25 protein-coding genes, 1 other RNA gene and 1 pseudogene are annotated in these 26268 nt (G+C 43.0%); 17 read left to right on the forward strand and 10 right to left on the reverse strand.

All coding sequences use genetic code 11. The annotated features are described in order from the left end of the window. Nucleotides 1-152: 152 nt before the first annotated feature. The 3 genes from LRS05_RS09665 to LRS05_RS09675 are packed head-to-tail and all read right to left on the reverse strand — an operon-like array spanning nt 153 to nt 1542. Nucleotides 153-608 (reverse strand): hypothetical protein, encoded by a 456-nt coding sequence (locus LRS05_RS09665; protein WP_257868139.1) that lies wholly within the window; start codon nt 606-608, stop codon nt 153-155. Between the two features lie 29 nt (nt 609-637). Beyond that, nucleotides 638-1228, reverse strand: a complete 591-nt coding sequence (locus LRS05_RS09670) for a DNA topoisomerase IB (RefSeq protein ID WP_257868140.1) — start codon at nt 1226-1228, stop codon at nt 638-640. Then, nucleotides 1228-1542 carry a hypothetical protein gene (locus LRS05_RS09675; RefSeq protein ID WP_257868141.1) on the reverse strand — a complete coding sequence of 105 codons (315 nt, stop codon included), beginning with the start codon at nt 1540-1542 and terminating at the stop codon, nt 1228-1230. Before LRS05_RS09675 ends, LRS05_RS09670 begins: the two co-directional genes overlap by 1 nt. A 216-nt stretch (nt 1543-1758) precedes the next feature. Between LRS05_RS09675 and rnpB the strand changes: the two genes are divergently transcribed. Together rnpB and LRS05_RS09685 are read left to right on the forward strand one after the other, a co-directional pair. Continuing rightward, an RNA gene (gene rnpB, locus LRS05_RS09680) (RNase P RNA component class A) lies at nt 1759-2078 on the forward strand. Between the two features lie 371 nt (nt 2079-2449). Next, nucleotides 2450-4351 (forward strand): hypothetical protein, encoded by a 1902-nt coding sequence (locus tag LRS05_RS09685; protein WP_257868142.1) that lies wholly within the window; start codon nt 2450-2452, stop codon nt 4349-4351. Here LRS05_RS09685 and LRS05_RS09690 read toward each other — a convergent pair. Together LRS05_RS09690 and LRS05_RS09695 are read right to left on the reverse strand one after the other, a co-directional pair. Next, nucleotides 4348-4806: a gliding motility lipoprotein GldH gene (locus LRS05_RS09690; RefSeq protein WP_257868143.1), complete on the reverse strand. Its 459-nt coding sequence runs from the start codon at nt 4804-4806 to the stop codon at nt 4348-4350. The genes LRS05_RS09685 and LRS05_RS09690 overlap by 4 nt on opposite strands. A gap of 6 nt (nt 4807-4812) precedes the next feature. Beyond that, the gene (locus LRS05_RS09695; protein ID WP_257868144.1) at nt 4813-6198 is read right to left on the reverse strand and encodes a hypothetical protein; all 1386 of its coding nucleotides are present in this window, start codon (nt 6196-6198) and stop codon (nt 4813-4815) included. Nucleotides 6199-6343: 145 nt separating this feature from the next. On the opposite strand from LRS05_RS09695, the gene LRS05_RS09700 reads away from it, so the two are divergent. After that, a complete protein-coding gene (locus tag LRS05_RS09700; protein WP_257868145.1) occupies nt 6344-7966 on the forward strand; it encodes an ABC-F family ATP-binding cassette domain-containing protein in 1623 nt (540 codons plus the stop codon). Nucleotides 7967-8007: 41 nt separating this feature from the next. On the opposite strand, the gene LRS05_RS09705 is transcribed toward LRS05_RS09700, so the two are convergent. Continuing rightward, the gene (locus tag LRS05_RS09705) at nt 8008-8175 is read right to left on the reverse strand and encodes a hypothetical protein (protein ID WP_257868146.1); all 168 of its coding nucleotides are present in this window, start codon (nt 8173-8175) and stop codon (nt 8008-8010) included. 170 nt (nt 8176-8345) lie between these two features. Between LRS05_RS09705 and pyrR the strand changes: the two genes are divergently transcribed. The 10 genes from pyrR (at nt 8346) to LRS05_RS09755 (ending at nt 17172) form a co-directional block, all read left to right on the forward strand. Next, nucleotides 8346-8879, forward strand: a complete 534-nt coding sequence (gene pyrR / locus LRS05_RS09710) for a bifunctional pyr operon transcriptional regulator/uracil phosphoribosyltransferase PyrR (protein WP_257868147.1) — start codon at nt 8346-8348, stop codon at nt 8877-8879. A 21-nt stretch (nt 8880-8900) separates the two neighbouring features. Further along, nucleotides 8901-9830, forward strand: a complete 930-nt coding sequence (locus LRS05_RS09715) for an aspartate carbamoyltransferase catalytic subunit (protein WP_257868148.1) — start codon at nt 8901-8903, stop codon at nt 9828-9830. 109 nt (nt 9831-9939) lie between these two features. Beyond that, complete coding sequence (locus LRS05_RS09720) at nt 9940-10272, forward strand: ribonuclease Z (protein ID WP_257868149.1); 333 nt, start codon at nt 9940-9942, stop codon at nt 10270-10272. 103 nt (nt 10273-10375) lie between these two features. Then, a complete protein-coding gene (locus LRS05_RS09725; RefSeq protein ID WP_257868150.1) occupies nt 10376-11287 on the forward strand; it encodes a ribonuclease Z in 912 nt (303 codons plus the stop codon). Nucleotides 11288-11377: 90 nt separating this feature from the next. After that, complete coding sequence (gene pdxH / locus LRS05_RS09730; RefSeq protein WP_257868151.1) at nt 11378-12004, forward strand: pyridoxamine 5'-phosphate oxidase; 627 nt, start codon at nt 11378-11380, stop codon at nt 12002-12004. A gap of 95 nt (nt 12005-12099) precedes the next feature. After that, nucleotides 12100-12621, forward strand: a complete 522-nt coding sequence (locus tag LRS05_RS09735) for a histidine phosphatase family protein (RefSeq protein WP_257868152.1) — start codon at nt 12100-12102, stop codon at nt 12619-12621. Next, nucleotides 12587-14689: a polyphosphate kinase 1 gene (gene ppk1 / locus LRS05_RS09740; RefSeq protein ID WP_257868153.1), complete on the forward strand. Its 2103-nt coding sequence runs from the start codon at nt 12587-12589 to the stop codon at nt 14687-14689. Before LRS05_RS09735 ends, ppk1 begins: the two co-directional genes overlap by 35 nt. 61 nt (nt 14690-14750) lie before the next feature. Beyond that, nucleotides 14751-15641 (forward strand): Ppx/GppA phosphatase family protein, encoded by an 891-nt coding sequence (locus tag LRS05_RS09745; protein WP_257868154.1) that lies wholly within the window; start codon nt 14751-14753, stop codon nt 15639-15641. Next, nucleotides 15638-16210, forward strand: coding sequence for a Crp/Fnr family transcriptional regulator (locus LRS05_RS09750; protein ID WP_257868155.1), 573 nt, complete (start codon nt 15638-15640; stop codon nt 16208-16210). The genes LRS05_RS09745 and LRS05_RS09750 overlap by 4 nt, the downstream gene beginning before the upstream one ends. 17 nt (nt 16211-16227) lie before the next feature. Further along, a complete protein-coding gene (locus LRS05_RS09755) occupies nt 16228-17172 on the forward strand; it encodes an SDR family oxidoreductase (RefSeq protein WP_257868156.1) in 945 nt (314 codons plus the stop codon). A 57-nt stretch (nt 17173-17229) separates the two neighbouring features. Here LRS05_RS09755 and sucC read toward each other — a convergent pair whose 3' ends face one another. Next, entirely contained in the window at nt 17230-18423 is a 1194-nt protein-coding gene (gene sucC, locus LRS05_RS09760) for an ADP-forming succinate--CoA ligase subunit beta (protein ID WP_257868157.1), read from the reverse strand. A gap of 157 nt (nt 18424-18580) precedes the next feature. Here sucC and LRS05_RS09765 point away from each other — a divergent pair, with 157 nt between their 5' ends. The 4 genes from LRS05_RS09765 to LRS05_RS09780 all read left to right on the forward strand — a co-directional run bounded on the left by LRS05_RS09765 (nt 18581) and on the right by LRS05_RS09780 (nt 22070). Then, on the forward strand, nt 18581-19078 hold the full coding sequence (locus tag LRS05_RS09765; RefSeq protein WP_257868158.1) for a hypothetical protein: 498 nt from the start codon (nt 18581-18583) through the stop codon (nt 19076-19078). Nucleotides 19079-19338: 260 nt separating this feature from the next. Next, nucleotides 19339-21096, forward strand: a complete 1758-nt coding sequence (locus LRS05_RS09770; protein ID WP_257868159.1) for a DNA polymerase III subunit gamma/tau — start codon at nt 19339-19341, stop codon at nt 21094-21096. Nucleotides 21097-21172: 76 nt separating this feature from the next. Beyond that, nucleotides 21173-21949, forward strand: coding sequence for a bestrophin family protein (locus tag LRS05_RS09775; protein WP_257868160.1), 777 nt, complete (start codon nt 21173-21175; stop codon nt 21947-21949). Next, a complete protein-coding gene (locus LRS05_RS09780; protein ID WP_257868161.1) occupies nt 21909-22070 on the forward strand; it encodes a hypothetical protein in 162 nt (53 codons plus the stop codon). Before LRS05_RS09775 ends, LRS05_RS09780 begins: the two co-directional genes overlap by 41 nt. 76 nt (nt 22071-22146) lie before the next feature. Here the strand turns inward: LRS05_RS09780 and LRS05_RS09785 are convergent, their stop codons facing one another. The 3 genes and pseudogenes from LRS05_RS09785 to pheT all read right to left on the reverse strand — a co-directional run bounded on the left by LRS05_RS09785 (nt 22147) and on the right by pheT (nt 26106). Then, nucleotides 22147-22692 carry a hypothetical protein gene (locus LRS05_RS09785; RefSeq protein ID WP_257868162.1) on the reverse strand — a complete coding sequence of 182 codons (546 nt, stop codon included), beginning with the start codon at nt 22690-22692 and terminating at the stop codon, nt 22147-22149. Nucleotides 22693-22920: 228 nt separating this feature from the next. Beyond that, nucleotides 22921-23595, reverse strand: coding sequence for a tRNA (guanosine(37)-N1)-methyltransferase TrmD (gene trmD / locus LRS05_RS09790; protein ID WP_257868163.1), 675 nt, complete (start codon nt 23593-23595; stop codon nt 22921-22923). Nucleotides 23596-23680: 85 nt separating this feature from the next. Next, nucleotides 23681-26106 (reverse strand): annotated as a pseudogene (pheT, locus tag LRS05_RS09795) (phenylalanine--tRNA ligase subunit beta). Nucleotides 26107-26268 lie beyond the last annotated feature (162 nt).

The following is a 26268-nucleotide window of genomic DNA, read 5'->3' on the forward strand; positions in this document are numbered from 1 at the left end:
CAAGTTTAGGCAAAGTTATGGTGCTATACTTCGCTAAAACAAATAATTACGGAAGAATAATAAAAATATAACAAAATGTTATAAAATTTATAATTATGAAAATTCTGATTTCAAACATCTAACCAGTAGTCGTAATTCATAATTCGTAATTATTAAGCTGCTACTTCTGCAATATCTTCTGTAGTAAGCAATTCTAATAAAGCTTTTTCCTGAGCGTTCATTTCCTGCCCCGCATCAAAGTTTTTAGGTACATACTTCCATAGCGTGCCTTTTTCGTAAGATGCAATTACCGTAGGATGCACGTAATATTTTTTACAAACTGTCCGGGTATTGCCAAGCTTTTGGGCAACTGAGTCAAGTACGTTCACAACTTTACGTTTACAATCTGTAATGCCGCCATGCTCGCCCAGTTCGTGGAAACTGCACAGTGCATTAAGGCTGCCAGCCCATGCCCGGAAATCTTTTGCTGTAAAGTCTTCACCCGTAATTCCCTTAATGTAGTTATTTACGTCAGCCGAGCCGATGGTGTGGTGCGTGCCGTCATCATCATAATACTGAAAAAGTTCATGCCCCGGGATTTCCTTACACTTCTTAACGAGGTTAGCCATCTTTCGGCTTTGCAGCTTTATTTTATGCTTTACGCCTTTTTTCCGGTAAAGTCAAATGTGACGGTTGAACCCTCAAACTTCACGTGCTTATCACGAAGAGTAGTAAGCCCAAACGAACCATACAGCTTTTTATAGGCATCATTCCCTATCCGAATGTTCGTCAGTTCTATAAGCCGTACTACCAGCGCCACAACTTTTTCATAAGGCAGGCCTTTACGGTTCAGGTCTTTATCTACCTGTTCGCGGATAGCTGGCAAAGCTAGTGCAAACCGCCTGAGCCTGAAAAATTTGCTTTGGTTGCGTATTTTGTTCCACTCGGGGTGGTAACGATATTGCTTACGCCCTTTGGCATCAATACCTGTAACCTGCAGGTGTCCGTTCTCAAAAGGTGAAATCCATACGTTTTCCCATGCCGGCGGTATTACAAGCATTTTTATACGTTCAAGCACAGCTTTGTCACGCACGGGTGTGCCAAGCTCATCCGCATAAGCAAAACCGCCGGACTTACGCTTTCTGTAAAAACCTTTATCTGTGTTAAGGTAATAGCGAAGGCCAACGGCTTTGGCGGTTATTTTAGGGTCTCGCCCTATCTTTTCAAGTTTCTTGTGAAGCCTTTTCATTATGATTCACATCCTGTGTCGCGGCCTTTAATGCTCAGGTTGTGCAGCATCATGGCAGCACTGCCTTCGCTATAGGCCATGTGCCCTGCTACAAATACTCCTTTTTCTCCGTCTTTAGATTTTATACCGTAAACGGTAGCCTCGTCACCCGGGTCGGTTTCACCTTCGTAGCGGTAAATTTCAACAATTTCAAATTCGTCGCAATGTTCTTTTATACGGTCCTCCTCAAGGTTAAAATCGGTTGTAAAGCCTTTATCGGCCAGGTCCTGCAAGGCCTTAGAAACCGTTGCGTAGTGATACATCTGTCTGTCCATGATTGTAAGTTTTATGGTTGTTTTGTTCCTGAATTAAAATTACGGCTTTACCGTTTTTACCGCTGCCAATGAAATGTTAAATGTAAAAGAGGAAAATTCTTATAGAATCGACTACTCGAATTTTAGATTTTTAGATTGCAAGACTGGACATAAATGAAACTGTCGAAATATCGAATGGTCGAAAAATCTAATAATCGAAATAAGTATCTTTGCCGGAAAGCAGGCCGCCTTATCGCTTCCGTTAATTCGGGGGAGGAAAGTCCGGGCACCGGAGGGCAGCATAGCGGGTAACGCCCGCCACCTTCGTTTAGGCGAGGGGAGGACAAGTGCAGCAGAAAGTATGTACAGGTAATGCTGTAGTGAAACCAGGTAAACTCTATGCGGTGAAATGCCATGTATACCGGCTATATGTAGGGCGGCCCGCCCGATGCCGGGGGTAGGCAGATAGACCACGGCAGCAATGCCGGGGCCAGATAAATGATAAGGCTTCTTTACAAACGAGAGGACAGAACCCGGCTTACAGGCCTGCTTTTTTTATTTCATCAGAACATTAACAACACCTTATGCCGTCTTTAAGATAAGCTAAACACTTGCAGTTGTACCTTTACAACATGAGCAGGATGGCATAGCCAGTCAAAAACGGTCAAACGAAGATGACGGGTAGTCAGTATTGCCGATGGAGGCTGTAAGGGGCGCTGCACTTTCCACCCGTTCGTGCAGGGCAAAAACCTACGCCGGCGCGCAAGCGGAAACCGGTCAGCAACACGGCATGTGATCACGGCATGCGGAATTCCTGAACTAAACTTTTTAAGACTGCCGGAGAGGTTTTGCTTCTCCGGCAGTTTTTGTGTATTTTGCTATCAAATAAAATTCGCATCTTTCGTTATATTTGATTTAAAAAGTCAAAATGGAGCCAATTTATTTAGATGAAGAGTTTAAAGCTATGTGGAGGTATGCATTAGATCAAGCTAAAACTGATAGAGAAAGATATTTCAATTGGATAAAAGAAGAAATAAATATAGCTATAAAACTGATAAACAAATACGACAAAATTTATATTTTAGGAGCTTTAGGAGCAAAGCTTATTGCTGCATCACCTACATTGTATAATCAGATGTTAGAAGATTATAGAGGGGAAGATCAAGAGCATGCTGATAGAGAAAAGCTTATTCCCAATGATGAAATTGAAGTTTTATTAGAATATGCATTGAATATAGCATCAGCATCAGAAAATGAAAATAAAAACGTAGTTCCAAATGAAGAGGAAATTAATGAAATCATAGAACAGTTGTCGAAAATAAAAATGAACATTGGTTTTTATGAAATGTCTGCAGATAACCCAAAAGGAGGCAATGAATTTGATCACTGGCTAAAAATCACTGTTATGGAAGACGCAATGCACGTTAGAGGAGATGGCTATCAATCTCACATATCTGAAGTGTATGAAGAAACATTCAAACCCCATGATGATTTTTTAAATCGTTATTATGGCTTTACTTCAAAAGATATTTTTAATATTATAAAAAGGTTTGATGTACTAGTTTCGTCTAAAATAGGGAATGCCTTTGGTAGTGCGCTTGCTCACCAAAGATTCATGGAGTGGAGTGAACAAAATAATCAAGAGATGGTTATTGAAAAAATGATTGCAACAGGTAAGCATTTTATTCAGCAATTCATGGAAGATAATTTAGACTTATATGATGAGAGAAATCCTGAAACATTATCCTTATTACCATTGGATTACATTGAAGGCTATAACAGACTTTTTTGGGTGATTCCTCAAGGAGAGAAAGAGGAAAAAATATTTAAACTATTTTCACATGAATTTGGTGATAATAAGCCTTTTCTTGAAGGCAAATTTGGAGGATTTATATTGGGTGATACCGTGGCGCAAACAAAACCATTGGTAAAGTATGAAGAAAAATATTACTGTTTTTCTTTAAGTCTTCCATTTAGAAATATATTTAATATAACAGCCGGATTATTACAATTAGCTGATAATGTTTATTATGAACATTCTTTTAAAGGCAACTCTTTTTCGGGTTCCCGTGATAATTATATAGAAAGAAAATCCAAAGAACTGTTTGAAAAGCTGCTACCTTCTGTGAAATTTTATCACTCTCTAAAATATAACATTATTGAAGATGATATGCCTAAAGAGCCTGAATTGGACATTTTAGGCGTTGGAAATGAAGCTTTATACATAATTGAGGTTAAAGCTGGCGAGCTTAACAAAAAGCACCGAAGAGGAGCAATACTAGGTTTGAAAGATAGATTACGTGATACGGTAAATGAAGGCTCATATCAATGTTATAGGGCTGAAAATTACATCGTAAAAAATGAAAGTCCTGAATTTCGATATGTTGCCGACGGAAAGCAAAATACTCTAGCAATAGATAAAACAAAGCCGTATCGATATGTAAAGATTTCTGTGATGTTTGAGCATCTGTCCGCAGTTTCAGTAAATCTTGCATATTTAATTAAAACTGGAGTGCTTAGCGATAGTTATAAATGGACATGGATTATATCGCTATATGACTTAATGATTTTCTCAGACCTGATTGACACTGAAGATGACTTCAAAAAATATCTTGATAATAGAATAGCACTATATGAGAGAGATGATATTGAGTTTGAGGATGAAATTGATATTCTTGGCTATTTATTTGAAAATAATTTTAGGTTACCTGAAAAAAATAATGAAGAGAAAATATTTATAAAATCATATAGAGATGAAATTGATAAATATTACAACAAAAAAGATGTAGGGATGTGCGGACTGCAAAAGCCTGCCAAAAAAGGCGGTTAAATACCTAACTTCTCAATCACCACCCCAACCATCAAAACATTCGGCAGGTAAGGCCCGCTGAAGCCATGTTGTACAGTAACTTTATAAGTGCCTGACTTAAACGGGACGCTCTTTTTAATAATTTGCTTCAGATCACAGATGTCGCCAGTGCAGCTGCCGAGGTCTTTGCCCGATTTTGTTCGCAGCTCAAGATTGGCCATGACAGTTTCAGTAGCGCCGTCCGGGTTGGTTATTGCTATGGCTACCGGAAGATTGGTATAACCCGGATTGTACACATGTGAAAAGTTAAGCACCAGCTTGCCTGTAGAAATATCTTCGCCCAGCTCAAGGCTGAATGATTTTACATCGCTTTGCATCCAGCGGTTATCTTCAAAGTTTTTGGTGCTGTCGCTTACAACTGCATCGCTGCATGAGAGAAACGGAACTATAAGTAAAATCAGGAGCAGCTTTTTCACAATGGGTTATTTAAGTTCGCTTTCAAAGTCAGGGCTTAGCAGGTCGGCAAAGGCATTTTTAATTGTACCATCAGGGTTCAGTACAATGGTCCTGTCTATTTTAGTGAATACCCAGTCTTCACGAAGGCGTGCAAAATCTGTAGCGCGCAGCTGCGTTGCCGCAGAAAAATCATAGCGTGTAACAACCCTTTTCCATTGCTCATCACTGTCTACATTTACGGCTATAAAATTAAGCGCCGGGTATTTCTTTTTCAGGCTTACAACCTTCTTGTATATTTCTTCAAACTGCACCTTTGCCACTGTGGTCCAGAAGAAAACTATGGTTGTACCTTTAGCCAGCACATCTGTTGACTGTCCGTTTTGGGTAACCAGCGGAATTTGCGGCAGGCGGCTCCCCGGGTTTAGCTTAGCTATGGCGCGGCCCATTTTATGTATTTCGTTGGTATCGCTTTTATCCGTAGAAAGTTGCAGGTATTTTTTCAGGAAAGTACGGTTATGCTGAATGTTCCTGTCTTCCAGCAAGTAAGAAAAGGCAATATTGTCAAGCACACCGTTTCTTATTTTTTCATTAGTAAATAATGAGTTAGCGATATCAAGTTTGGCAATATGGTCCCGCAGGGCATTTTCAGCGCTTATGCTGGCATCTTTTACGTTTTCAACCGCCCTGTTATTAAGCATTGCTGTATAATACCTCATAAAAGGCGAAAAAGTAGATAAGGCAGGATTATTCAGGTTTATATTTTTCCTGAAATCATAATAATCTTTAGGCAGCTGCGGCCTTACATCCCGCCCGGTACGTCTTTCATGCACATAAGGGTAATATTCCCTTTTAGTGTAATAATTCAGGTCAACACGCGCTTTTGCATAGAAATCAAATCCGTCACTCCACTGAATGGTTTTTTTACTTTTTTCGTAAAAATTCTTCCGCCTCGCATAAGTTGAGTCAATATCCCGCAGGAATTTTGAAAGCTCTTTATCATAAGACATCAATCCTGAAGACCTGTCTTTTTCATGTGCGAGCGCAAGTTCCATCATAAAGTTATTTTTGGCTTCGCCACGGCCACTGAAAACTATTGACTGGTCAAAGTCCCGCGCGTTGATTGAGACCATTAGGCTGTCATTCTTATCAAAGTAAACATACTGGTACTCCGGCTCATGCTTAAAATTGTACATACCGGGCGTAAGGGAGTCAAACTTTACAATGAAGCGGTTGTTTTTGTCAAGCAGCAGTGTATCAATTACAGTATTGCCCCGGCTGAATAGCACATAACGCGTTTGCGGGTTCTGCACTTCGCCGCCAAAATATGCGGTATAGTTATCATCGCTCCTGTTGCATGACAGCAGGAGCGGCAGTAAAACCAACACAAGTAAAAAATAGCAAGGTTTGTGCATAAAACACTTTTGGGCTAATTGCAAATGTATTTTTTACGAAAGTGAAGGCTTGTTAAAAAGCTGTTAAAATAATTTAAATGCTGCATACCCTGTTAAACAAAAGTGCGAGCGGTTATTTTTCATACTTTTGCAAAAATTTTTTAAGATGCTTACAGTTTCAAATTTATCGGTTCAGTTTGGCAAACGCGTTTTGTTTGATGAGGTGAACACCACCTTCACCCAGGGCAACTGTTACGGTGTTATCGGCGCAAACGGCGCAGGTAAATCTACCTTCATGAAAATACTTGCAGGCGATATGGACCCAACATCCGGGCACATACACCTTGAGCCAGGCAAGCGCATGAGCGTACTTAACCAGAACCACAATATGTTTGATGAATATACTGTGCTTGAGACGGTTATGATGGGTAACAAGATGCTGTATTCAGTAAAGAAGGAGATGGATGAGATATACCTGAAGCCTGATTTTAGCGATAAAGACAGTGACAGGGTAGGTGAGCTGCAGGTAATTTTTGAAGAAATGAACGGCTGGAATGCCGATAGCGACGCCGCTGCTTTGCTTAGTAACCTTGGTATTGGTGAAGAATACCACTATACCCTAATGGGCGACATGGATAGTAAGCTGAAAGTAAGGGTGTTATTGGCTCAGGCATTGTTCGGTAACCCGGACGTGCTGGTAATGGACGAACCTACCAACGACCTTGACTTTGAAACGATTGCATGGCTTGAAAATTTCCTTGCAAACTATGAGAATACTGTAATAGTTGTATCGCACGACAGGCACTTCCTTGATGCTGTTTGTACCCACATTTCAGATATTGATTTTGGCAAGATCAACCAGTACTCAGGTAATTATACGTTTTGGTATGAGTCGAGCCAGCTTGCCGCAAAGCAGCGTGCCCAGCAGAACAAAAAGGCTGAAGAGAAAAAGAAGGAGCTTCAGGAATTCATTATGCGTTTCAGCGCCAACGTGGCAAAATCCAAGCAGGCTACCAGCCGTAAAAAGATGCTTGAAAAACTTAAGGTTGATGATATTAAGCCTTCAAGCCGCAGGTATCCTGCCATTATTTTTGAGCAGGAACGTGAAGCGGGAGACCAGATTCTTAACGTAAGCGGCCTAAGCGCATCTATCGACGGCGAAGTATTGTTTAAAGATGTTGACCTGAACATGGCAAAAGGTGATAAGATTGTTGTAGTATCTAAAGATTCACGTGCAACATCGGCTTTCTACGAAATATTAAACGGCAACCTTAAACCTGACAGCGGCACATTTGACTGGGGTATCACTACAATACAATCATACCTTCCGGCAGATAACCATGAGTTCTTTGAGAATGACTTAACGCTTGTTGACTGGTTGCGCCAATGGGCTAAAACTGAAGAAGAGCGCGATGAGGTGTACGTTCGCGGTTTCCTAGGTAAAATGCTTTTCAGCGGCGAAGAAGCGCTGAAGACAGGCAGGGTATTGTCGGGTGGTGAAAAAGTAAGGTGTATGCTGTCGCGCATGATGATGCTTCGCGCTAATGTGCTTATGCTTGATGAGCCTACCAACCACCTTGACCTTGAAAGTATTACAGCATTCAATAACTCGCTTAAGAATTTCAAAGGTTCAGTGTTATTTACAACGCATGACCACGAGTTTGCACAAACCGTTGCCAACCGTGTGTTAGAGCTTACGCCAAACGGTGTAATTGACAGATATATGACCTTTGATGATTACCTTGACGATGATAAAGTGAAGGAACTCAGGAAGAAAATGTATGATTAAAAAAATCCCGTAAGTTTTTGGCTTACGGGATTTTCTTTATGCTATCGTCTGAATTTGCTTATCAGCCAAAGTATTAAAGCAATTACGGCAACTACTATAATTATGCCTACCCACATTCCGGCCTGGAAGATGTCGCCTATAACTTCGCAGCCGGTTACAAGTGAAAGCAGCATAGCGAAAAAGCTGAGTTTAAAGATCCTGTTGTTCATGATGTTTATCTTTAGGTTATTGATACATAAAGGTATGCAGATGCATATTGCGCAATAGTTAACAAAAATGTAATTGTAATAATATTAAGACAGAACATAATTGAGCCTGTATTTTTCAGCAACGGTATTTTTGCCTATTTTTACAAACCAAACACACAACCCCAGCACACATGAGCCGCAAAATATTGCTTACTGCCAAAGAAGTCAATATCATACTGCACCGCTTTGCCTGCCAGCTTATTGAGAAGCATCTTGATTTTAAGGAAACCGTACTTATTGGGCTGCAGCCAAGGGGTAAATTCCTTGCAGAACGTATAAAGTCGATTCTTGAAAATGAGTATGGCGTTCAAGGTATACAACTTGGCTTTCTGGATATTACCTTTTTCAGGGATGATTTCCGCAGAAGCGAAAAGCCGCTTGAAGCCAACCGTACAGAGATAGATTTCCTTGTGGAAAACAAACAAGTGGTATTTATTGATGATGTATTGTATACAGGGCGCAGCATCAGGGCGGCGCTTACAGCGATACAGTCGTTCGGTAGGCCGTCGGGCATTGAGCTTCTTGTATTGGTTGACAGGCGCTTTAGCCGCCACCTGCCCATTCAGCCCGACTATCGGGGCAGACAGGTAGATGCCATTAATAATGAAAAAGTAAAAGTATGCTGGAAAGACAATGACGGGGAAGACCAGGTGTACCTTGTTTAGATTTAACTACTGCAACACAGAATGAAAGAACTGAGCGTAAACCATTTACTCGGGATAAAATACATCACAAAAAGCGATATTGAGCTTATTTTTGAAACGGCCGACCAGTTTAAGGAAGTAATCAACAGGCCGATTAAAAAGGTACCATCGCTAAGAGATATTACCATAGCCAATGTTTTTTTTGAGAACAGTACCCGGACAAAATTATCTTTTGAACTGGCACAAAAACGCCTGTCAGCAGATTTAATCAGCTTCTCGGCGGCACAATCTTCCGTGAAAAAAGGTGAAACGCTGATAGATACTGTGAATAATATCCTTGCCATGAAGGTAGACATGGTGGTAATGCGCCATGAAAAGCCGGGAGCCGCACATTTCCTCGCCAATAACGTGAAAGCAAGTATAGTGAATGCCGGTGACGGTGCCCATGAGCACCCCACCCAAGCGCTTTTAGACGCTTTTACAATACGGGAGAGGCTTGGCGGTGTTGAAGGCAGGAAAGTGGTTATAGTGGGCGATATTCTGCATTCCCGTGTGGCATTGTCAAACATATTTGCCCTGCAGATGCTGGGCGCTGAAGTGAAAGTTTGCGGGCCTAAAACGCTTATCCCGAAATATATCGAATCACTTGGGGTAAAAGTAGAGCCGAACCTGCGCAAGGCGATGGAATGGGCTGATGTAGCGAATATGCTCCGGGTGCAGAATGAAAGGCTTGATGTGAACTACTTCCCTTCAACGCGTGAATATGCACAGCAATACGGTGTAGATAAAGCCTTTCTTGATTCGCTTGATAAAGAAATAGTGATTATGCATCCCGGGCCAATAAACCGGGGGGTAGAGATAAGCAGCGATGTGGCGGATTCGCAGCAGTCGGTAATACTTGACCAGGTAGAGAATGGAGTAGCGGTACGGATGGCGGTAATATACCTGCTTGCAGAAAAGATAAAGAATTAAAGGATTGCGAATTAAAATCTTAAAAGACATATAATTAGGTTCAGCCGAAATCTTAAACTTTGTATTTTAGCTAAGCAACTAAGAAACTCAGGAACTCAGCAGCTTTAAAATGAAAACAGAACAAAAAGGACATACTACTATAATTCGTGATACACAAGGCGACCTGGCCACTTTCTGTGAAAAAATCACAGCAGAATATAATAGTTTTAAAGGCAGTAATATAATTCTTGATATCACTCGTGATAAAGGCCTTGATTTAAATGATGTGCTTGCTTTTTTGCAGCTATCAAACAAACACCGTAAAGCAAAAAAGTCTTTTGTTGTTGTGGCATCAGGCCTTGACTTTAACGACATGCCCGACGAGATGGTTGTGGTTCCTACATTACAGGAAGCACATGACATCATTGAAATGGAAGAAATTGAGCGTGATTTGGGCTTCTGATTTCAGATTTGTGATTTCAGATTTCAGATTGTTTGCTTCAGGTAAATTTAGATTTCATACCAGGAATTTAAAATTCAAAATTCAGAATTTAAAATAATAAATATTGAACCTAACCATCCTTGGCTGCTATGCCGCAACACCGCGTACCCTCACAAATCCTACTTCACAGGTGTTGGAAATGAAGGGCAGGATGTTCCTTATAGATTGCGGCGAGGGCACGCAGGTTCAGCTTCGGAAGAATAAAATAAAGTTCTCAAAAATTTGCCATGTTTTCATTTCTCACCTGCATGGCGATCATGTGTACGGACTTATAGGTTTAATTTCCACATTTTCATTGCTTAACCGCCAGCAGGATTTGCACGTTCATGGGCCAAAAGGCGTAAAAGAAATCATTTTGCTTCAGTTGAAATTATCTAACTCATGGACAGGCTATAACCTTTATTTTCATGAGCTGGAAGGTGATGAGCCGCAAGTGGTGTTTGAAGATGAGAAAGTTATTGTAACCACACTGCCATTAAAGCACAGGATATATACAAACGGGTTCCTGTTTCAGGAAAAACCGGGAGAGCGAAAGCTCAATATTGCTGCAGTACAGCATTATGGTATTGAAACTTGTTATTACCAGAAAATAAAGAGTGGCGGAGATATAAAACTGGATGACGGCAGGGTGATCCCGAATGCTGAACTGACCTTTGACCCGCCGCAGCCAAAGAGCTATGCTTTTTGTTCAGATACTATGTATAAAGAAGATTTGCTGCCACTGCTTAATGGTGTTGATGTGATTTACCATGAAAGTACCTTTCTTGAAAGTGAAGCCCATTTGTGTGAGCGCACCATGCACTCAACCGCAAAACAGGCAGCATCTATTGCCAGGCAGGCAAATGCAAAGCAGCTTATTTTAGGACATTTTTCAACCAGGTACAGCTCGATTGAGTTATTTAAAGAAGAAGCCTCTGAAATATTTGAAAATGTACATTTGGCAGATGACGGGAAAGTATTTAACTTCGATTATTAGAATTTTAGATTATTAGAATTTTCGACAGTATGTTCAGATTCATCCTGCAGTCTAACAATCTAAAATACCAACGTACCAAAATTCTAGACAATGAACGACCTAAGCAATTACCGCAGATCATACGAGAAAAGCCAGCTGCTTGAAGCTACCGTGCCTGATTTCCCTATCGAGCTATTTACAATGTGGTTTCAGGAAGCCGAAAAGGCCGGGATTTCAGGCGAAGTCAACGCTATGACAATATCATCAATAGGTCTGGACGGCTACCCAAAATCACGTATTGTTTTACTGAAAAGCTTTAGCGAAGAGGGCTTTACTTTTTTCACGAACTATAATTCAGAGAAAGGGAAAGCCATAGCTGCCAACCCTAATGTTTGTTTATCGTTCTTTTGGCCGGAAGTTGAGAGGCAAGTAATAATAAAGGGACGCGCTGAAAAGGTTGATGAATCAGTTTCAACAGCGTATTTCGACAGCAGGCCTGAAGGCAGCAGGCTGGGGGCTATCATTTCGCCTCAGAGTGAAGTTATCCCGTCACGTGAATTCCTTGATGGGAAACTTACAGAAGATTTGCCGCTGCAAAGGCCGGAACACTGGGGTGGCTATCTTGTAAAACCGGTTGAAATTGAGTTTTGGCAGGGAAGGGCCAACCGCCTTCATGACCGTATGAGGTATAAGCTTACCATTGACGGCACTTGGCAGCGCGACAGGCTGGCGCCATAACCTATAAAATTTTAATACCGAATTAACATATTTTAGGCAACTGCCAGAAAGAATTTTTCAGACATTTAATTAATTGACAATTAAATTTTTAGCGTATGAAAAATCTTATTCTGATACGTCACGCCAAATCAAGCTGGGATGCTCCGCTTACAGATAAAGACAGGCCGCTAAGCAAGAGGGGTATAAGTGATGCCCACCTCATGGCGGGGAATATTGATGGTTACCTGCCAAAATCATTTGTTATGTGGAGCAGTACGGCACAGCGCGCTAAAAATACAGCACATATTTTTGCAGAAAGCCTTTCGGTGCCCGAAGAAACAATCATATTTAAAGACGACCTCTATACCTTTGAAGAAAAGAAGCTTGAAAATGTAATTAAAAGCTGCGATAACCAATTTGATAACCTAATTCTTTTTGGTCATAATAGCGCGATTACTAATTTTGTTAATATCTTTGGAAATCTGCCGATAGATAATGTACCTACGGCAGGTTTTGTGTCTCTTTCTTTCGACAATGATAGTTGGGAAGATATAAGCAGGGGGACAACAGAAAAGGTATTGTTTCCAAGCGATTTAAAGAAATATGATTCACCATACACCGGTAAACAGGTATATTGACAGAGAAAAAAGCTGGCTGGCATTTAACGCCAGGGTATTACAGGAAGCCGGGGATGAAAACGTCCCGTTACTTGACAGGCTTCGTTTTTTAGGGATATTTTCAAACAACCTTGATGAGTTTTTCCGTGTACGCTATGCTGCTATACGCCGACTGCGTGAAGAAGGCCATAGTGGCGAAAAGGAGCTTAACGGGATTTCTGCGCAAAAACTCCTGAAAGAGATAACCGATATCGTTATTGAGCAGCAAAGCGAGAGCCTTCGCACCCTTAGCGTAATTGAAAAAGAGCTCGAGAAGGAAAATATCTTCATGGTTAATGAGAGAGAGCTTAACAAGGAGCAGGAAAATTACCTTAAAGATTTCTTTATTCAGCGTGTGGGCCCCGAGCTTGTAACCATTATACTTAATGATCTTGACGAGTTTCCGCTGCTGAAAGACACATCGGGATACCTTGCCGTAAAACTTGTGATGAGGCCCGCAAATGCCGAAGAAGAAATAAACAGGCAGGTGCGCTATGCCGTAGTAGAAATTCCTAAAACAATAAACCGCTTTGTGGTTTTGCCTTCGCCTGATGAGCGGCAGTTCATCATAATGCTTGACGATGTTATCAGGCAAAACATCCAGAGTATCTTCAATATATTTGATTACGAGAGCATCTCTGCTCATATGATAAAGATAACCCGCGATGCCCAGCTTGATATTGACAGTGACCAGAGCAAGAGTCTGATGGAGAAAATATCCAGCAGCGTAAAAGACCGCAGGATTGGTGAAGTGGTACGTTTTGTATATGACCAAGCTATAGAGAAAGACACTCTTGATTTCTTCCTCACGCGAATGGAAATTGATACCACGGACAGCGTTATACCTGGAGGCCGTTACCACAACCGCCGTGATTATATGGATTTCCCCAACCTGGGGAGGTATGACCTGCTGTACAAGAAAAATGTGCCGCTGCCAATACCGGGGCTGAGCCTTGAAGGAAGTATCCTGCAACGGATAAAGCAGAAAGACTACCTGTTGAATGCGCCCTACCAGTCATTTGCTTATGTTATAAAATTCCTGCGTGAAGCCGCGCTTGACCCTAAAGTTTTCTCTATCAAAATTACCCTGTATCGCCTTGCAAAGAATTCGCAGATAGTTAGTTCACTTATAAACGCCGCGAAGAATGGCAAGAAAGTGACAGTACAGATAGAACTTCAGGCAAGGTTTGATGAAGCAAGCAATATTTCTTATGCCGAAATGATGCAAACAGAAGGCATCAACCTTATTTTTGGTGTTAAAGGCCTGAAAGTTCACAGCAAGGTTTGCGTGGTTGAAAGGCTTGAAGAAGGCAAAGTAAAGCGATACGGCTTTATATCAACCGGTAATTTTAATGAGGCTACGGCAAAGGTGTATACCGATGTAACGCTGTTTACCAGCTTCACCCCGATAATGAAAGAGGTCTCGAAGATATTTGACTTTTTTGATGTGAATTACCGTGTTCACCGTTACAAGCATTTGTTTGTATCGCCGCACTATACCCGTTCAAAATTCTACAAGCTTATTGAGCGTGAGATACTGAATGCAATTGCAGGCAAGCCGGCATTTATGAAGCTGAAAATGAATAGCCTGACTGACCTGCGGATGATTGACAAATTGTATGAGGCGGGGCGTGAGGGCGTCAGGATACAACTGCAAATACGCGGTATTTGCTGTTTGATACCGGGCGTACCCGGAATGAGCGACAATATTGAGGCGATTAGCATTGTTGATAATTACCTGGAGCATTCACGCGTATATATATTTGGCAATGCGGGTGAGCCGGAAGTGTTCATATCATCGGCAGATTTTATGACACGTAACCTTGACGCAAGGGTAGAGGTGACCTGCCCAATTTATGACCCCGAGATTAAAAATGAACTTATAGACAATTTTGACATTGGCTGGAAAGGTAATGTAAAAGCCAGGCTGCACAGCGAAAACATGGAAAACAAATACCGCAAGCGCCCTGACGAGAAGGTATTCCGCGCACAGCTGGAAACCTACAACTACTACCGCAACAAGCTTGATGTGATTTATGAACAATTATAAGAAGCTGCTTAGCTTTTTTTAGCTCAGCCGCTGAGTAGCTCAGCCGCTTTATAGTTTTAAAATGATTTCAATAAAAAAATATGCTGCTATAGATATTGGCTCAAACGCCATGAGGCTGCTTGTAAGCAATATCGTAGAGCAGGAGGGCAAGGAGCCCCAATTCAATAAAAGTTCGCTTGTGCGCGTTCCTATCCGCCTTGGGCAGGATGCCTTTACGGTAGGTGAGATAACTGAGGAAAACATCAGCCGGATGGTTGATGCCATGAAAGCCTATAAGCTTTTGATGAAAGTGCACAAGGTGGAGCGATATATGGCCTGCGCTACATCAGCCATGCGGGAAGCTTACAATGGCAAGGAAGTAGTGGAAACTATTGAGCGTGAAGCAGGCGTAAAGATTGAAATTATCGATGGCAAAAAGGAAGCGGCCATTATCGCCTCGACCGACCTTCACCATTTCCTAAAGGCTGAACAGACGTATCTTTATGTTGATGTTGGTGGTGGCAGCACAGAGTTTTCATTGTTTGATAACGGTAAGATCATAGCTTCAAAATCATTTAAGAACGGTACGGTACGGCTGCTGAATAACATGGTGAATGAGGTGGTATGGCAGGAAATAGAAAAATGGATTAAAGCCGTTACAGCGCCTTATGATAATATAGTAATGGTAGGCTCAGGCGGTAACATCAATAAGCTGTTTAAGCTGTCGGGCAAAAAGCAGGAGAAGCCACTCTCATATTTTTATGTAAACTCACAATACCAGTTCCTGAACAGTATGACATATGAGCAGCGTATTGCAGAGCTGGGCCTGAACCCTGATAGGGCCGATGTTATCATCTACGCTACCCGCATTTACCTCAACGCCATGAAGTGGAGCGGCGCCCGCAACATTTATGTGCCGAAAATAGGGTTATCTGACGGGATTGTGAAGGCGATGTATTATAATGAGATATGATTTTTGAAAATTACCTCTTAAGCAATATAAATTTACAACAACAGGAAATACTGTTCATCAGCAGTCGTGCCCAAACTGTAACGCTTCGCAGGAACGATCTCATATTACAAGCAGGAGATATTTGCCGCCACAAAATATTTGTAGCAAGCGGATTACTGCGAACATATAGCATTGACGCCAACGGCAATGAGCATATCCTGCAATTTTCGCCAGAGCATACCTGGACGCTTGATGTTGAAAGTTATGACAAGGCTATACCATCTGTAGTTAACATTGGCGCTGTAGAGCCTAGCGAAATATTGATTTGGGAAAAGAATGATTTTGAGAACATTCGTGCAGAATTACCATCGTTCAGGAAATTTGCGGAAGAGCTTATATCGAGAAACATTTATTACAACCGCCAGCGCATGCTTACAACGCTGAGCGCCACACCCGAAGAAAAATATCAGGATTTTATCATTCGTTTTCCAAATCTACTGCAGCGCCTACCCCTGCGTATGATAGCATCTTATCTGGGTATTTCCCTTAAAACCCTAACGCGTATACGTCACGCACAACTGCAGCGCTGACCCTCAAAAAGGGTCAAATGACCACATTTTTCAATGTAGCTTTTACTTGCTTTGTAGTATTGAAATTTAAAACTATGCGAGTATTTGTTACAGGAGCCACGGGTTTTGTAGGCTCTGCAGTTGTAAATGAGTTATTATCTGCCGGGCACAGTGTGCTTGGCTTATCCCGCTCTGCTGAAGGTGCGGAAAGGTTAAAAGCGATGGATGCTGAAGCCTGTGTTGGTGATGTAAACAATCCCGAGACACTTGCGAAATGCGCATCAGAATGTGATGCTGTTATCCATACAGCTTTCAACCATGATGACTTTACCAGGTACAAACAAAACTGCGAAGACGACAGGCAGGTTATTGAAGCATTGGCCGAAAGCCTTGCAGGTACCTCAAAGCCGCTGGTTGTTACCTCCGGTATTGGTGTATTGCATTATGACCGTATAATAACTGAAGATGATGTTGTGCCAAGCTCAGATGTTATGCCACGCGCAGCTACTGAAGAAGCAGCTATTGCAGCCGCTGCTAAAGGTGTTAATGCTTATATTGTAAGGTTGCCGCCAACCGTGCATGGCAAAGGTGACCGTGGTTTTATACCTATGCTGACAGGCATGGCTAAGCAAAACGGTACATCAGCTTACATTGGCGAAGGAGAAAATTTATGGCCGGCAGTACACAGGCTTGACGCTGCAAAAGTTTACAGGCTGATTGTAGAAAAACAACCGGAGCAGAGGGTTTACCATGCCGTGGCAGAGCAGGGTATTGCATTTAAAGAAATCGCAACAGAGATAGGCAAAGGCCTTAACCTGCCTGTTGAGAGTTTATCTCCGGCCGATGCAGAAAAGCACTTTGGTTGGTTTCTGCATTTCGCGGGTATGAGCTGTGAGGCCTCATCATCTAACACGCAGGCCACATTGAGATGGAAACCCAGCCAGACAGAACTTCTTGACGATTTGGAATGGAATTACTTTTAAAATAAAAATCCCGAAGCTCTCACTTCGGGATTTTTGTTTTCGGCAGTGTCGTATATTTTAGCTAAGCGCTTTCTTAACCTGGTCTGCCGCTTCCTGGAATTGCGTAGCAGAAAGGATTGGCATGCCTGAGTTGTCAATGATTTCTTTGGCAAGCTCGGCATTAGTACCCTGCAGGCGCACTATAATAGGCACTTTTATAGAGTCGCCCATGTTCTTGTACGCATCAACAACACCCTGTGCAACACGGTCACAACGAACGATACCGCCAAAGATGTTGATAAGGATAGCCTTCACGTTAGGGTCTTTAAGGATGATGCGGAATGCAGTCTCAACCCTCTTGGCATCGGCCGTACCACCCACGTCAAGGAAGTTTGCTGGCTCATAGCCTGCATATTTTATAAGGTCCATAGTTGCCATGGCAAGGCCTGCGCCATTTACCATACAACCAACTGTACCGTCAAGGTCAACATAGTTAAGGCCTACCTCTTTCGCTTCCACCTCGATAGGGTTCTCCTCACGGATGTCGCGCATGTCGGCATATTTCTTCTGGCGGTAAAGAGCGTTGTCATCAATAGTAACTTTAGCATCAACCGCCATTATCTTATTGTCAGACGTTTTAAGCACCGGATTGATCTCAAACATTGAGGCATCACTTTCGATGTACGCTTTATAAAGCGCAGCAACGAATTGAGTCATTTCTTTGAAAGCAGTTCCGCTAAGGCCAAGGTTGAAGGCAATCCTGCGCGCCTGGAAGCCCTGTAGGCCAACAGCCGGGTCAATCTCTTCAGTAAAGATACGGTCAGGCGTGTGTTCTGCAACCTCCTCGATATCCATACCGCCTTCGGTAGAATACATGATCATGTTGCGGCCACGGCCACGGTTAAGTAGCACCGACATATAGAATTCTGAAGTTTCACTCTCGCCAGGGTAGTATACATCTTCAGCAATAAGCACTTTGTGTACTTTTTTGCCTGTTGGAGGCGTTTGCGGCGTTACAAGGTTCATCCCGATGATCTGCTCTGCCAGTTCCTCTACCTGCTGTAGGTTCTTAGCCAGCTTCACACCGCCGCCTTTACCACGGCCACCTGCGTGTATCTGTGCCTTAACAACGTGCCAGCCTGTGCCGGTTTCAGCTGTAAGCTGTTTTGCAGCAGCAACAGCTTCAACAGCATTGCTTGCTACGATGCCGCGCTGTACGCGCACACCATGGCTCGCCAGTATTTCTTTTCCCTGATATTCGTGTAAATTCATGAGTTAATGCGTTTATCTTATTAAAGTGCAACAAAAATAGCAAAATATGCGTAATCGTTAGCAATGTGTCAGGACTTTTTCGCTTCCAAAAAAATAATTTTTTAACATTCACGCAACCCTTCTTACAAATCTGCATCTTACAAATAAACCAATCGCTATGAAAAGAATTTACACTTTACTATTACTGCTGGCACCTGTGCTGCTGGCAACTTCGTGTCAGGATGATGACGCTGTTTTGCAAAATGCGGCCGCTGTTGAACAGCCACAGCAGCCTGAAGAACCGCAACAGCCGGAAGAGCCCCAGCAGCCGGAAGAGCCGCAAACCGCACCTGCAGGCAGCTGGAGCTTGGTAAACGTATCAGGAAGTATTGCCGGAGTGAGCCACGATTTCCCTCAAGGGCAAATTGTCTGGACATTTAATGCTGACAGTACAATTGATGTAGTCAATAACAACCCTGACCAGTCTGTTGAAGATTTCCTTGACTCAGGAAACTTTGCCTACGGTTATTTCCCGAATGAAAACCCAACCGCAACGTGTACCGACGATTTCTTTGTATGGTGCTTTGTTTTGGGCTGCCAGCAGGTTGACGGTGATGTTATGACAATCACACAGCAATTTGCCGACGGCTATACGCTGACATTCCGCAAGAATTAAAGATAACATTTTAGAAGGTGTGACCCGGGAATACTGTAAAGCCACGTTGCTTATGCAGGCCCCGGGTTTTGTTTTTGTTTCAAGTTTCAAGTTTAAAGTTTGCTTCACCCGTTCGGCTATCGCCTCGGGTCAGGTTGCGCGTTGTCCCGCAACTGAAAACTGTGACTGCGACTGAAGACTACTTGAGGCTTGTACCATTTGGCTATTTGTGATTTGGAACTTGTGATTTGGAATTTCTTTGAATATATTTGCCTTCTTCTATGGAACAATTCATCGTATCAGCCCGCAAATACCGTCCCCAGACATTTAAAGATGTGGTGGGCCAGCAGGCTATTACCAATACGCTGCTCAACGCCATAGAAAATAACCACCTGGCACAGGCATTGCTTTTTACAGGCCCGCGGGGTGTGGGTAAAACCACCTGTGCGCGTATACTTGCCCGTAAAATCAATCAGGAAGGTTATGATGACCCGTATGAGGATTTTGCATTCAACGTGTTTGAACTTGATGCTGCCAGTAATAACTCGGTTGATGATATACGCAGCCTTATAGATCAGGTACGCATACCACCGCAAACGGGCAAATACAAAGTATATATCATTGATGAGGTGCATATGCTCTCCCAAGCTGCCTTTAACGCTTTCCTGAAAACGCTGGAAGAGCCGCCCCGTCATGCCATTTTTATACTGGCTACTACCGAGAAGCATAAGATTATTCCAACAATACTGTCTCGCTGTCAGATATTCGATTTTAAACGAATAACGGTAAAAGATGCCAAAGAGCACCTTGCCGATGTGGCCCGCAGCCAGGGGATAAATTTCGAAGACGATGCACTACACATCATAGCCCAAAAAGCTGATGGCGCCATGCGTGATGCACTCTCGATATTTGACCGTGTAGTGAGCTATTGCGGAAACAACCTTAGCCGCCAGGCTGTTACCGAAAACCTGAACGTACTTGATTATGAGTATTATGTGAAGGTGACTGACCTAATTCTTGAAAACCGCATTCCGGAATTGCTATTGGCGTATAATGATATTCTTGCCAAAGGTTTTGACGGGCACCATTTTGTGGCAGGGCTTGCTTCGCACTTCCGCGACCTGTTGGTTTGCAAAAACCCGGCAACACTTGTATTGCTTGAAGCCGGTGAAGCCGCCCAGGCGCTTTACGCATCGCAGGCGCAGCGCGCAAGCCACGACTTTTTAATGAAAGGAATTGACTTGGCCAACGAGTGCGACCTTAAATACAAAGTAAGCCAGAACCAGCGCCTGCTTACCGAACTTTGCCTTATGCAGCTTGCCTCCATCACTTTTGACGGAGAAAAAAAAAAAGCTGACCAATTTATAATCCCCGCGCATTATTTTAAAGACGGAGCGCCTGTAATTGCTAAGGTTACGGTGCAGGAAACGCATATTGAAACTTCTGCCGTTACTATTGATGCGGTTGCTGTTTCGGTTGAACCGCAGGGCATTGCGCCATTGCCAACCACAGAACTTGAAGTCGACACTCCTGAAGAAGTTGTACCGCCTGCCCCGCCTAAGCCTGAGCCTGAAGGCACAGTTAAGGTCTCTGCATTGTCTTTATCGAGCATAAAGAAAATGCGCGAGCTTGCCGAAACCCAAAAGGCAAACCAAAAGCATGCTGATGAACTTCCAACAGAGCCGTTTACGGAAACCGACATGCTGCTGAACTGGAACAAATTCGCACAACGCCTAAGTGATAACGGGCAGAAGATTATGGCGACCTACATGCAGATGAATGACCCAATTCTTGAAGGTACAACCATTAAGCTGCAGTTGCCGAATGAAGGCTCAAAAGTTGATTTTGATAATAATAAGCTGGAATTGCTGGGTTACCTGCGCGGCAAACTTCACAACCATGACATAGTTATTGAAACGTATGTGAATGAATCTACCGAGCGTAAATATGCTTTTACCCCCGAAGAAAAGTATGAGAAGCTCAAAGCCATAAACCCTGCCATGGAAACGCTCCGCAGGATGTTTGACCTGGATATATAATCAATTGCAAAAGTTTTTATAAAGCTTCTTCTTCTGTAAGAAATTCTCTCTACATTTAATTTATAAAAACTAGTAAATGCTTGTAGATAAGAGAGTCCCGATTCGGTATATATTTAAAATGGTGAAGTATGAAATGCTCATTGTCATCATCCTTGCCACAGTTATTTATTTCATAGCAGGCGTTGTAGACCCCTACATTCCTGAAATGCCGCTTACCATTGCAACGTTTTTGGGTACAGGGATATCGGTACTCTTGTCGTTCAAAATGAGCCAGAGCTATGACCGCTGGTGGGAAGCCCGCAAGATTTGGGGCGCCATCGTAAATGATTCACGAAGCTTTGTATTGCAGTTGCAGGCTTTCCTCAAAAAAGAAGAGTTGAAGCCGAATATCCGTACTATGGCTTACCGGCAGGTTGCATGGTGCTATTCGCTTGGGCAATCGCTCAGAGGTTTGCCGCCATTGCAAGATTGCGAACAATTTATTTCTGATGATGATATAAGGCGCATACACGACTTTAAAAACAAACCACTGGCATTGCTCCAGCTTAATGTGCTCGACCTGAAAAAATTGCGGATGGAGAATGAGCTAAGCGATTTTGAAAGCATCCAGCTCAATAGCACATCTGTCAGGTTTTCTGACAGTATGGGTGCGGCTGAGCGCATCAATAACACAGTATTCCCGACCATATACCGTATGTTCCTGCATTTTATCATATACCTGTTTGTAGCTATACTTGGCATCGCTATGAAAGATGTAGGGCTGGTGTATGAGATACCGCTTTTGCTGCTGATATCATTCGTATTCTTCACACTTGAAAAAGCAGCTTACTACCTGCAGGGACCCTTTCCGTAACAGGCCGAGCGATGTTTCGGTAACGGCTATAGCGCGTACCATTGAAATCAATATCAGGCAATTACTTGAAGAAGAAGACCTGCCTGATCCGGTTACAAAGGACGAGTTTTATATTATGTAATACGACACTGCCAAAAACAAAAATCCAGAAGCGAAAGCTTCGGGATTTTTTGTTAGATTCTTTGTAAAGATGATTCTTAATCTATCATTTTAGTGCTTTTGCCACCGTCTGACGATCTGAAAATTAATTCCCGATGGTCGTCAACGCTTTTGATGGCTACTGAAAATTTTGCATCTGTAAAATCTAAATCCGATTCATTAGCAAAAAAATCCGTCTTGTCTATTTTAATTTCAAGTGGTAAATATTTGAATTGCCTGTAGGTTTCAAATGTATATCTGGTATCATCCAATGTTGCAAATCCAAATGTATATCTTCGGCAACTGTAATGTTTGTTATTATTATTGAATTTGTAAACTTTATCAGCTTCATAATCTTGGGAAATTACAATGAACATAATTATACCTATCAGGCCAACCAGAAAATTAATAGACATTGTAATAGCACCAATAATACCTAATACCTTTAATACAACGTTGGCCTTTTTCACGAGGATTACAACGCTCATACATACATACAGATAAGCCAATGAGAATATTATATAATCAGCATAGTCTCCATAAATTGATATTCCAAAATAAAATAACGATATATATACAACGATAAACACCGTTATAAGGGCCACGCTTTTAGACGTAAACATCTTTGCGAAATACGGTGCGCATAAAAGTGAGACTATAGGAAAGCCTAAAAATGTCAGTAAAAACAAGTAGTAACTAAATTCCACTTCAAGCAGTATATTTATCAGTAAATGTATTATGCGGTATTAATCCGGATGGCACTGTTTTGCAATCCGTGTCTTATCTTAAGAATCTAAATGCAGATTACAAAATCACACTATCGTTCTAAGATACTACTCCAACAAATCAGGCCTTCTCGTCTTGGTATGCTCCAGCGCCATATCCTCGCGCCATTTATCAATGTTGGCGCTATGGCCGCTTAGCAGTACATCTGGCACTTTCCAGCCTTTGTATTCGGCGGGGCGGGTATATACCGGCGGGGCCAGCAGGTTATCCTGGAAACTGTCGGTAAGGGCAGAGGTCTCGTTGCTCAAAACTCCCGGTATCAGGCGTATGATGGAATCTGACAGTACCGCCGCAGCAAGCTCACCACCTGAAAGCACATAATCACCAATTGAAATCTCTTTAGTGATGAAATGATCGCGCACACGCTGGTCAACACCCTTGTAATGCCCGCAAAGTATGATGATATTCTGCAACAGCGACATGCGGTTGGCCATTCCCTGTGAAAGTGTCTCGCCGTCAGGAGTCATGTAGATCACCTCGTCATATTCGCGCTCGCTTTTCAGTTTTGATATACAGGCATCTATCGGCTCAATGCTCATCACCATGCCCGCACCGCCGCCAAACTGGTAGTCGTCAACGTTCTTATGCTTATTAGTGCTGTAATCGCGCAGGTTATGCAGGTGCACCTCAACCAGGCCTTTATCTATGGCGCGCTTCAGTATCGAAGCCTCAAAAGGGCTCCGAAGCAATTCGGGTAGTACAGTGATGATGTCGATGCGCATTCTGCGAGTTGTAAAGTTGAAAGTTATAAAGTTGAAAGTTGAGCTACACTCGAAAAGTCGAAAATCGAAAAATCGAGCAGTCGAACTATCGGAGCTGCGCTCCCGTTTCCTTCTCCAGATTGCTCCTTATCTTACCCATTATCTTGTCTATCTGCTCGTCAGTAAGCGTCTTTGTTGCGTCCTGCAGCGTAAAGCTCAGCGCGTATGATTTCTTGCCTTCAGGCAGGTTTGCGCCTTCGTACACGTCAAACAGGCTCACTTCCTTGAGTAATGACTTCTCCGATTGTTTCGCAATGGTGTACAGCTGCTCGAATGATACGCCTGTATCCACTAGTAATGCCAGGTCACGGCGCACTTCAGGGAACTTAGAAATCTCGGTATATTTTATTTTGCCTGATGTCAGCTTAATAATGGCATCCCAGTTGAAATCGGCAAAGAAAACTTCCTGCTTGATGTCGAAATGTTTGGCCACGGATTTTTTCACAACGCCCATTTCTACCACAGTTTCGTTACCTACGGTAAACGTCATACCTTCGCCAAAAACATCATTGGCAATGGGCTGTGTCTGTAGTTTATTTAGTCCCAAACGCGTAAGCACCACATTGATGTAACCCTTAAACATAAAGAAGTTCGCGGGGTTTTGTGCATATGCCCAGCTTTCCGGCAGGCGGTTGCCCGTCAGGGTCAGCGTGAGGTGTTTCTTTTCGATGTGGCCTTCTCCAGATTTATGGTAGGTTTTCCCGAACTCAAATAATTTAAGGTCAGAACGCTTGCGGTTGATGTTGAACGACACTGCCTCAAGTGCGCTGAACAGCATCGACTGCCTCATCGCGGCCAAATCAGAGCTTAGCGGATTCAGCATCATTACGTTATCTTCTTCCTTTAAATTATTAGTAAGCGATATGTAGTTTGGAGTCGTAAGCGAGTTCGCCATCATTTCGTTGAAGCCCAACGATGTAAGGCTTGCCGCAACAATATTTTGTAATTTATAATCTTCTGTACGTGAAGAATTTGATATTGATGCATTTAACTTTTGCGTGAAGTTAATATTGTTGTAACCGTATACACGCAGTATCTCCTCGATAACGTCAATTTCGCGGGTTACATCCACACGGTACGCCGGGATAATAAGGCCAAGGCCTGCATCGCTCATAGTGCCTATCTTGATGTCGAGCGCCGCCAATATTTTCTTGATGGTTTCTTTCGGAAGTTCCTGCCCGATGATACGCGCAGCATTATTGAAGTTAAGGAACACCGGGATGTCTTCCGCCTTTTTAGGGTGCAGGTCTATGATGTCACTCGTTATCTCCCCGCCTGCGGTTTCCTGGATAAGGAGGGCTGCACGTTTCAGGGCATATTCTGTAATACTTGGGTCAATGCCACGCTCAAATCGGAATGATGCGTCGGTACTCAGGCCGTGCCTTTTCGCTGTTTTGCGTATCGACACCGGATTGAAATAGGCACTTTCAAGAAATATCGATGACGTTGTATCCGTCACACCCGAATTTTTCCCACCGAAAACACCCGCAATACACATCGGGCCGCTTTCGTCACAAATCATCAGGTCATCTTCGTGCAGGGTGCGCTCCACATCATCAAGCGTAGTGAACTTTGTACCCGCCGGAAGCGTTTGTACTATCACTTTGTTGCCCTTTATCTTGGCAGCGTCAAAAGCATGAAGCGGCTGGCCCAGTTCGTGCAGTACGTAGTTTGTAACGTCAACAATATTATTTTTAGGGGTGAGCCCTATAGCCTTAAGCCTGTTTTGGAGCCATGCCGGTGACGCTTTTACCGATACGCCTGATATGGTAACTCCGCAGTATCGCGGCGCCAGCTTTGCATCAGCCACTTTTACGTCAATTTTCAGCGTACGCTTATCCACACGGAAGTTGCTCACCGATGGCGTTATCAGTTCTGTATTCACATTCTTCTGGGTAAGCCCCGCACGCAGGTCGCGCGCCACGCCCCAATGGCTCATTGCATCGGCACGGTTGGGGGTAAGGCCAATCTCAAAAACCTCGTCAGTCTCAATGCTGAAGAGCTTTGAAGCAGGGGTGCCCGGCTTTACATCGTCCTTCAGTATCATGATGCCGTCATGGCTGTCGCCGATGCCAAGCTCATCTTCCGCGCAAATCATGCCGTGGCTGTCTTCGCCGCGAATCTTGCCTTTTTTATCTGGAAGGCATTACCTTCTTTGTCATACAGTGTTGTCCCGATAGTCGCCACCGGAACCTTCTGGCCCACAGCAACGTTTGGCGCGCCGCACACAATCTGCACCGGCGGGTTACCGTCACCCAGGTCAACCGTTGTGATACGAAGCCTGTCGGCATTTGGGTGCTGCACGCAGGTAAGCACATGGCCGGCCACAACGCCTTCAAGCCCGCCCTTGAGCGATTCAAACTTGTCAACGCCCTCAACCTCAAGCCCCAGGTCGGTAAGCAGGGCAGCAGTTTCTTCAGATTTCCAGTCGAGTTTAATGAATTGTTTCAGCCAGTTGTATGATATACGCATTTCTCAGTAAAATTTTAAAAGCACGCAAAGATAATGATTGTCGGATAAATGTTTTTTCTAAATGATCTTAGTTACCGAAAATCTTACTGCAATTTTGTCATGTTTTGTTTTACAACATAATTTAAAAGATAAATATGGCAGGAAGAAAAACCCCACTGTTAA

This window comes from Flavobacterium sp. J372, from assembly GCF_024699965.1.
GTDB lineage: Bacteria > Bacteroidota > Bacteroidia > Flavobacteriales > Flavobacteriaceae > Flavobacterium.

What these genes read in the sequence shown, in the direction of transcription:
- LRS05_RS09700 (WP_257868145.1), top strand. Translation starts at nt 6,344, where the DNA reads ATGCTTACAGTTTCAAATTTATCGGTTCAGTTTGGCAAACGCGTTTTG.
- trmD (WP_257868163.1), bottom strand. Translation starts at nt 23,595, where the DNA reads ATGCGCATCGACATCATCACTGTACTACCCGAATTGCTTCGGAGCCCT.
- pdxH (WP_257868151.1), top strand. Translation starts at nt 11,378, where the DNA reads ATGAACGACCTAAGCAATTACCGCAGATCATACGAGAAAAGCCAGCTG.
- LRS05_RS09670 (WP_257868140.1), bottom strand. Translation starts at nt 1,228, where the DNA reads ATGAAAAGGCTTCACAAGAAACTTGAAAAGATAGGGCGAGACCCTAAA.
- LRS05_RS09675 (WP_257868141.1), bottom strand. Translation starts at nt 1,542, where the DNA reads ATGGACAGACAGATGTATCACTACGCAACGGTTTCTAAGGCCTTGCAG.
- LRS05_RS09715 (WP_257868148.1), top strand. Translation starts at nt 8,901, where the DNA reads ATGAAAGAACTGAGCGTAAACCATTTACTCGGGATAAAATACATCACA.
- ppk1 (WP_257868153.1), top strand. Translation starts at nt 12,587, where the DNA reads ATGATTCACCATACACCGGTAAACAGGTATATTGACAGAGAAAAAAGC.
- LRS05_RS09755 (WP_257868156.1), top strand. Translation starts at nt 16,228, where the DNA reads ATGACCACATTTTTCAATGTAGCTTTTACTTGCTTTGTAGTATTGAAA.
- LRS05_RS09775 (WP_257868160.1), top strand. Translation starts at nt 21,173, where the DNA reads ATGCTTGTAGATAAGAGAGTCCCGATTCGGTATATATTTAAAATGGTG.
- LRS05_RS09705 (WP_257868146.1), bottom strand. Translation starts at nt 8,175, where the DNA reads ATGAACAACAGGATCTTTAAACTCAGCTTTTTCGCTATGCTGCTTTCA.
- LRS05_RS09770 (WP_257868159.1), top strand. Translation starts at nt 19,339, where the DNA reads ATGGAACAATTCATCGTATCAGCCCGCAAATACCGTCCCCAGACATTT.
- LRS05_RS09765 (WP_257868158.1), top strand. Translation starts at nt 18,581, where the DNA reads ATGAAAAGAATTTACACTTTACTATTACTGCTGGCACCTGTGCTGCTG.
- LRS05_RS09735 (WP_257868152.1), top strand. Translation starts at nt 12,100, where the DNA reads ATGAAAAATCTTATTCTGATACGTCACGCCAAATCAAGCTGGGATGCT.
- LRS05_RS09695 (WP_257868144.1), bottom strand. Translation starts at nt 6,198, where the DNA reads ATGCACAAACCTTGCTATTTTTTACTTGTGTTGGTTTTACTGCCGCTC.
- LRS05_RS09745 (WP_257868154.1), top strand. Translation starts at nt 14,751, where the DNA reads ATGATTTCAATAAAAAAATATGCTGCTATAGATATTGGCTCAAACGCC.
- LRS05_RS09750 (WP_257868155.1), top strand. Translation starts at nt 15,638, where the DNA reads ATGATTTTTGAAAATTACCTCTTAAGCAATATAAATTTACAACAACAG.
- sucC (WP_257868157.1), bottom strand. Translation starts at nt 18,423, where the DNA reads ATGAATTTACACGAATATCAGGGAAAAGAAATACTGGCGAGCCATGGT.
- LRS05_RS09665 (WP_257868139.1), bottom strand. Translation starts at nt 608, where the DNA reads ATGGCTAACCTCGTTAAGAAGTGTAAGGAAATCCCGGGGCATGAACTT.
- pyrR (WP_257868147.1), top strand. Translation starts at nt 8,346, where the DNA reads ATGAGCCGCAAAATATTGCTTACTGCCAAAGAAGTCAATATCATACTG.
- LRS05_RS09685 (WP_257868142.1), top strand. Translation starts at nt 2,450, where the DNA reads ATGGAGCCAATTTATTTAGATGAAGAGTTTAAAGCTATGTGGAGGTAT.
- LRS05_RS09720 (WP_257868149.1), top strand. Translation starts at nt 9,940, where the DNA reads ATGAAAACAGAACAAAAAGGACATACTACTATAATTCGTGATACACAA.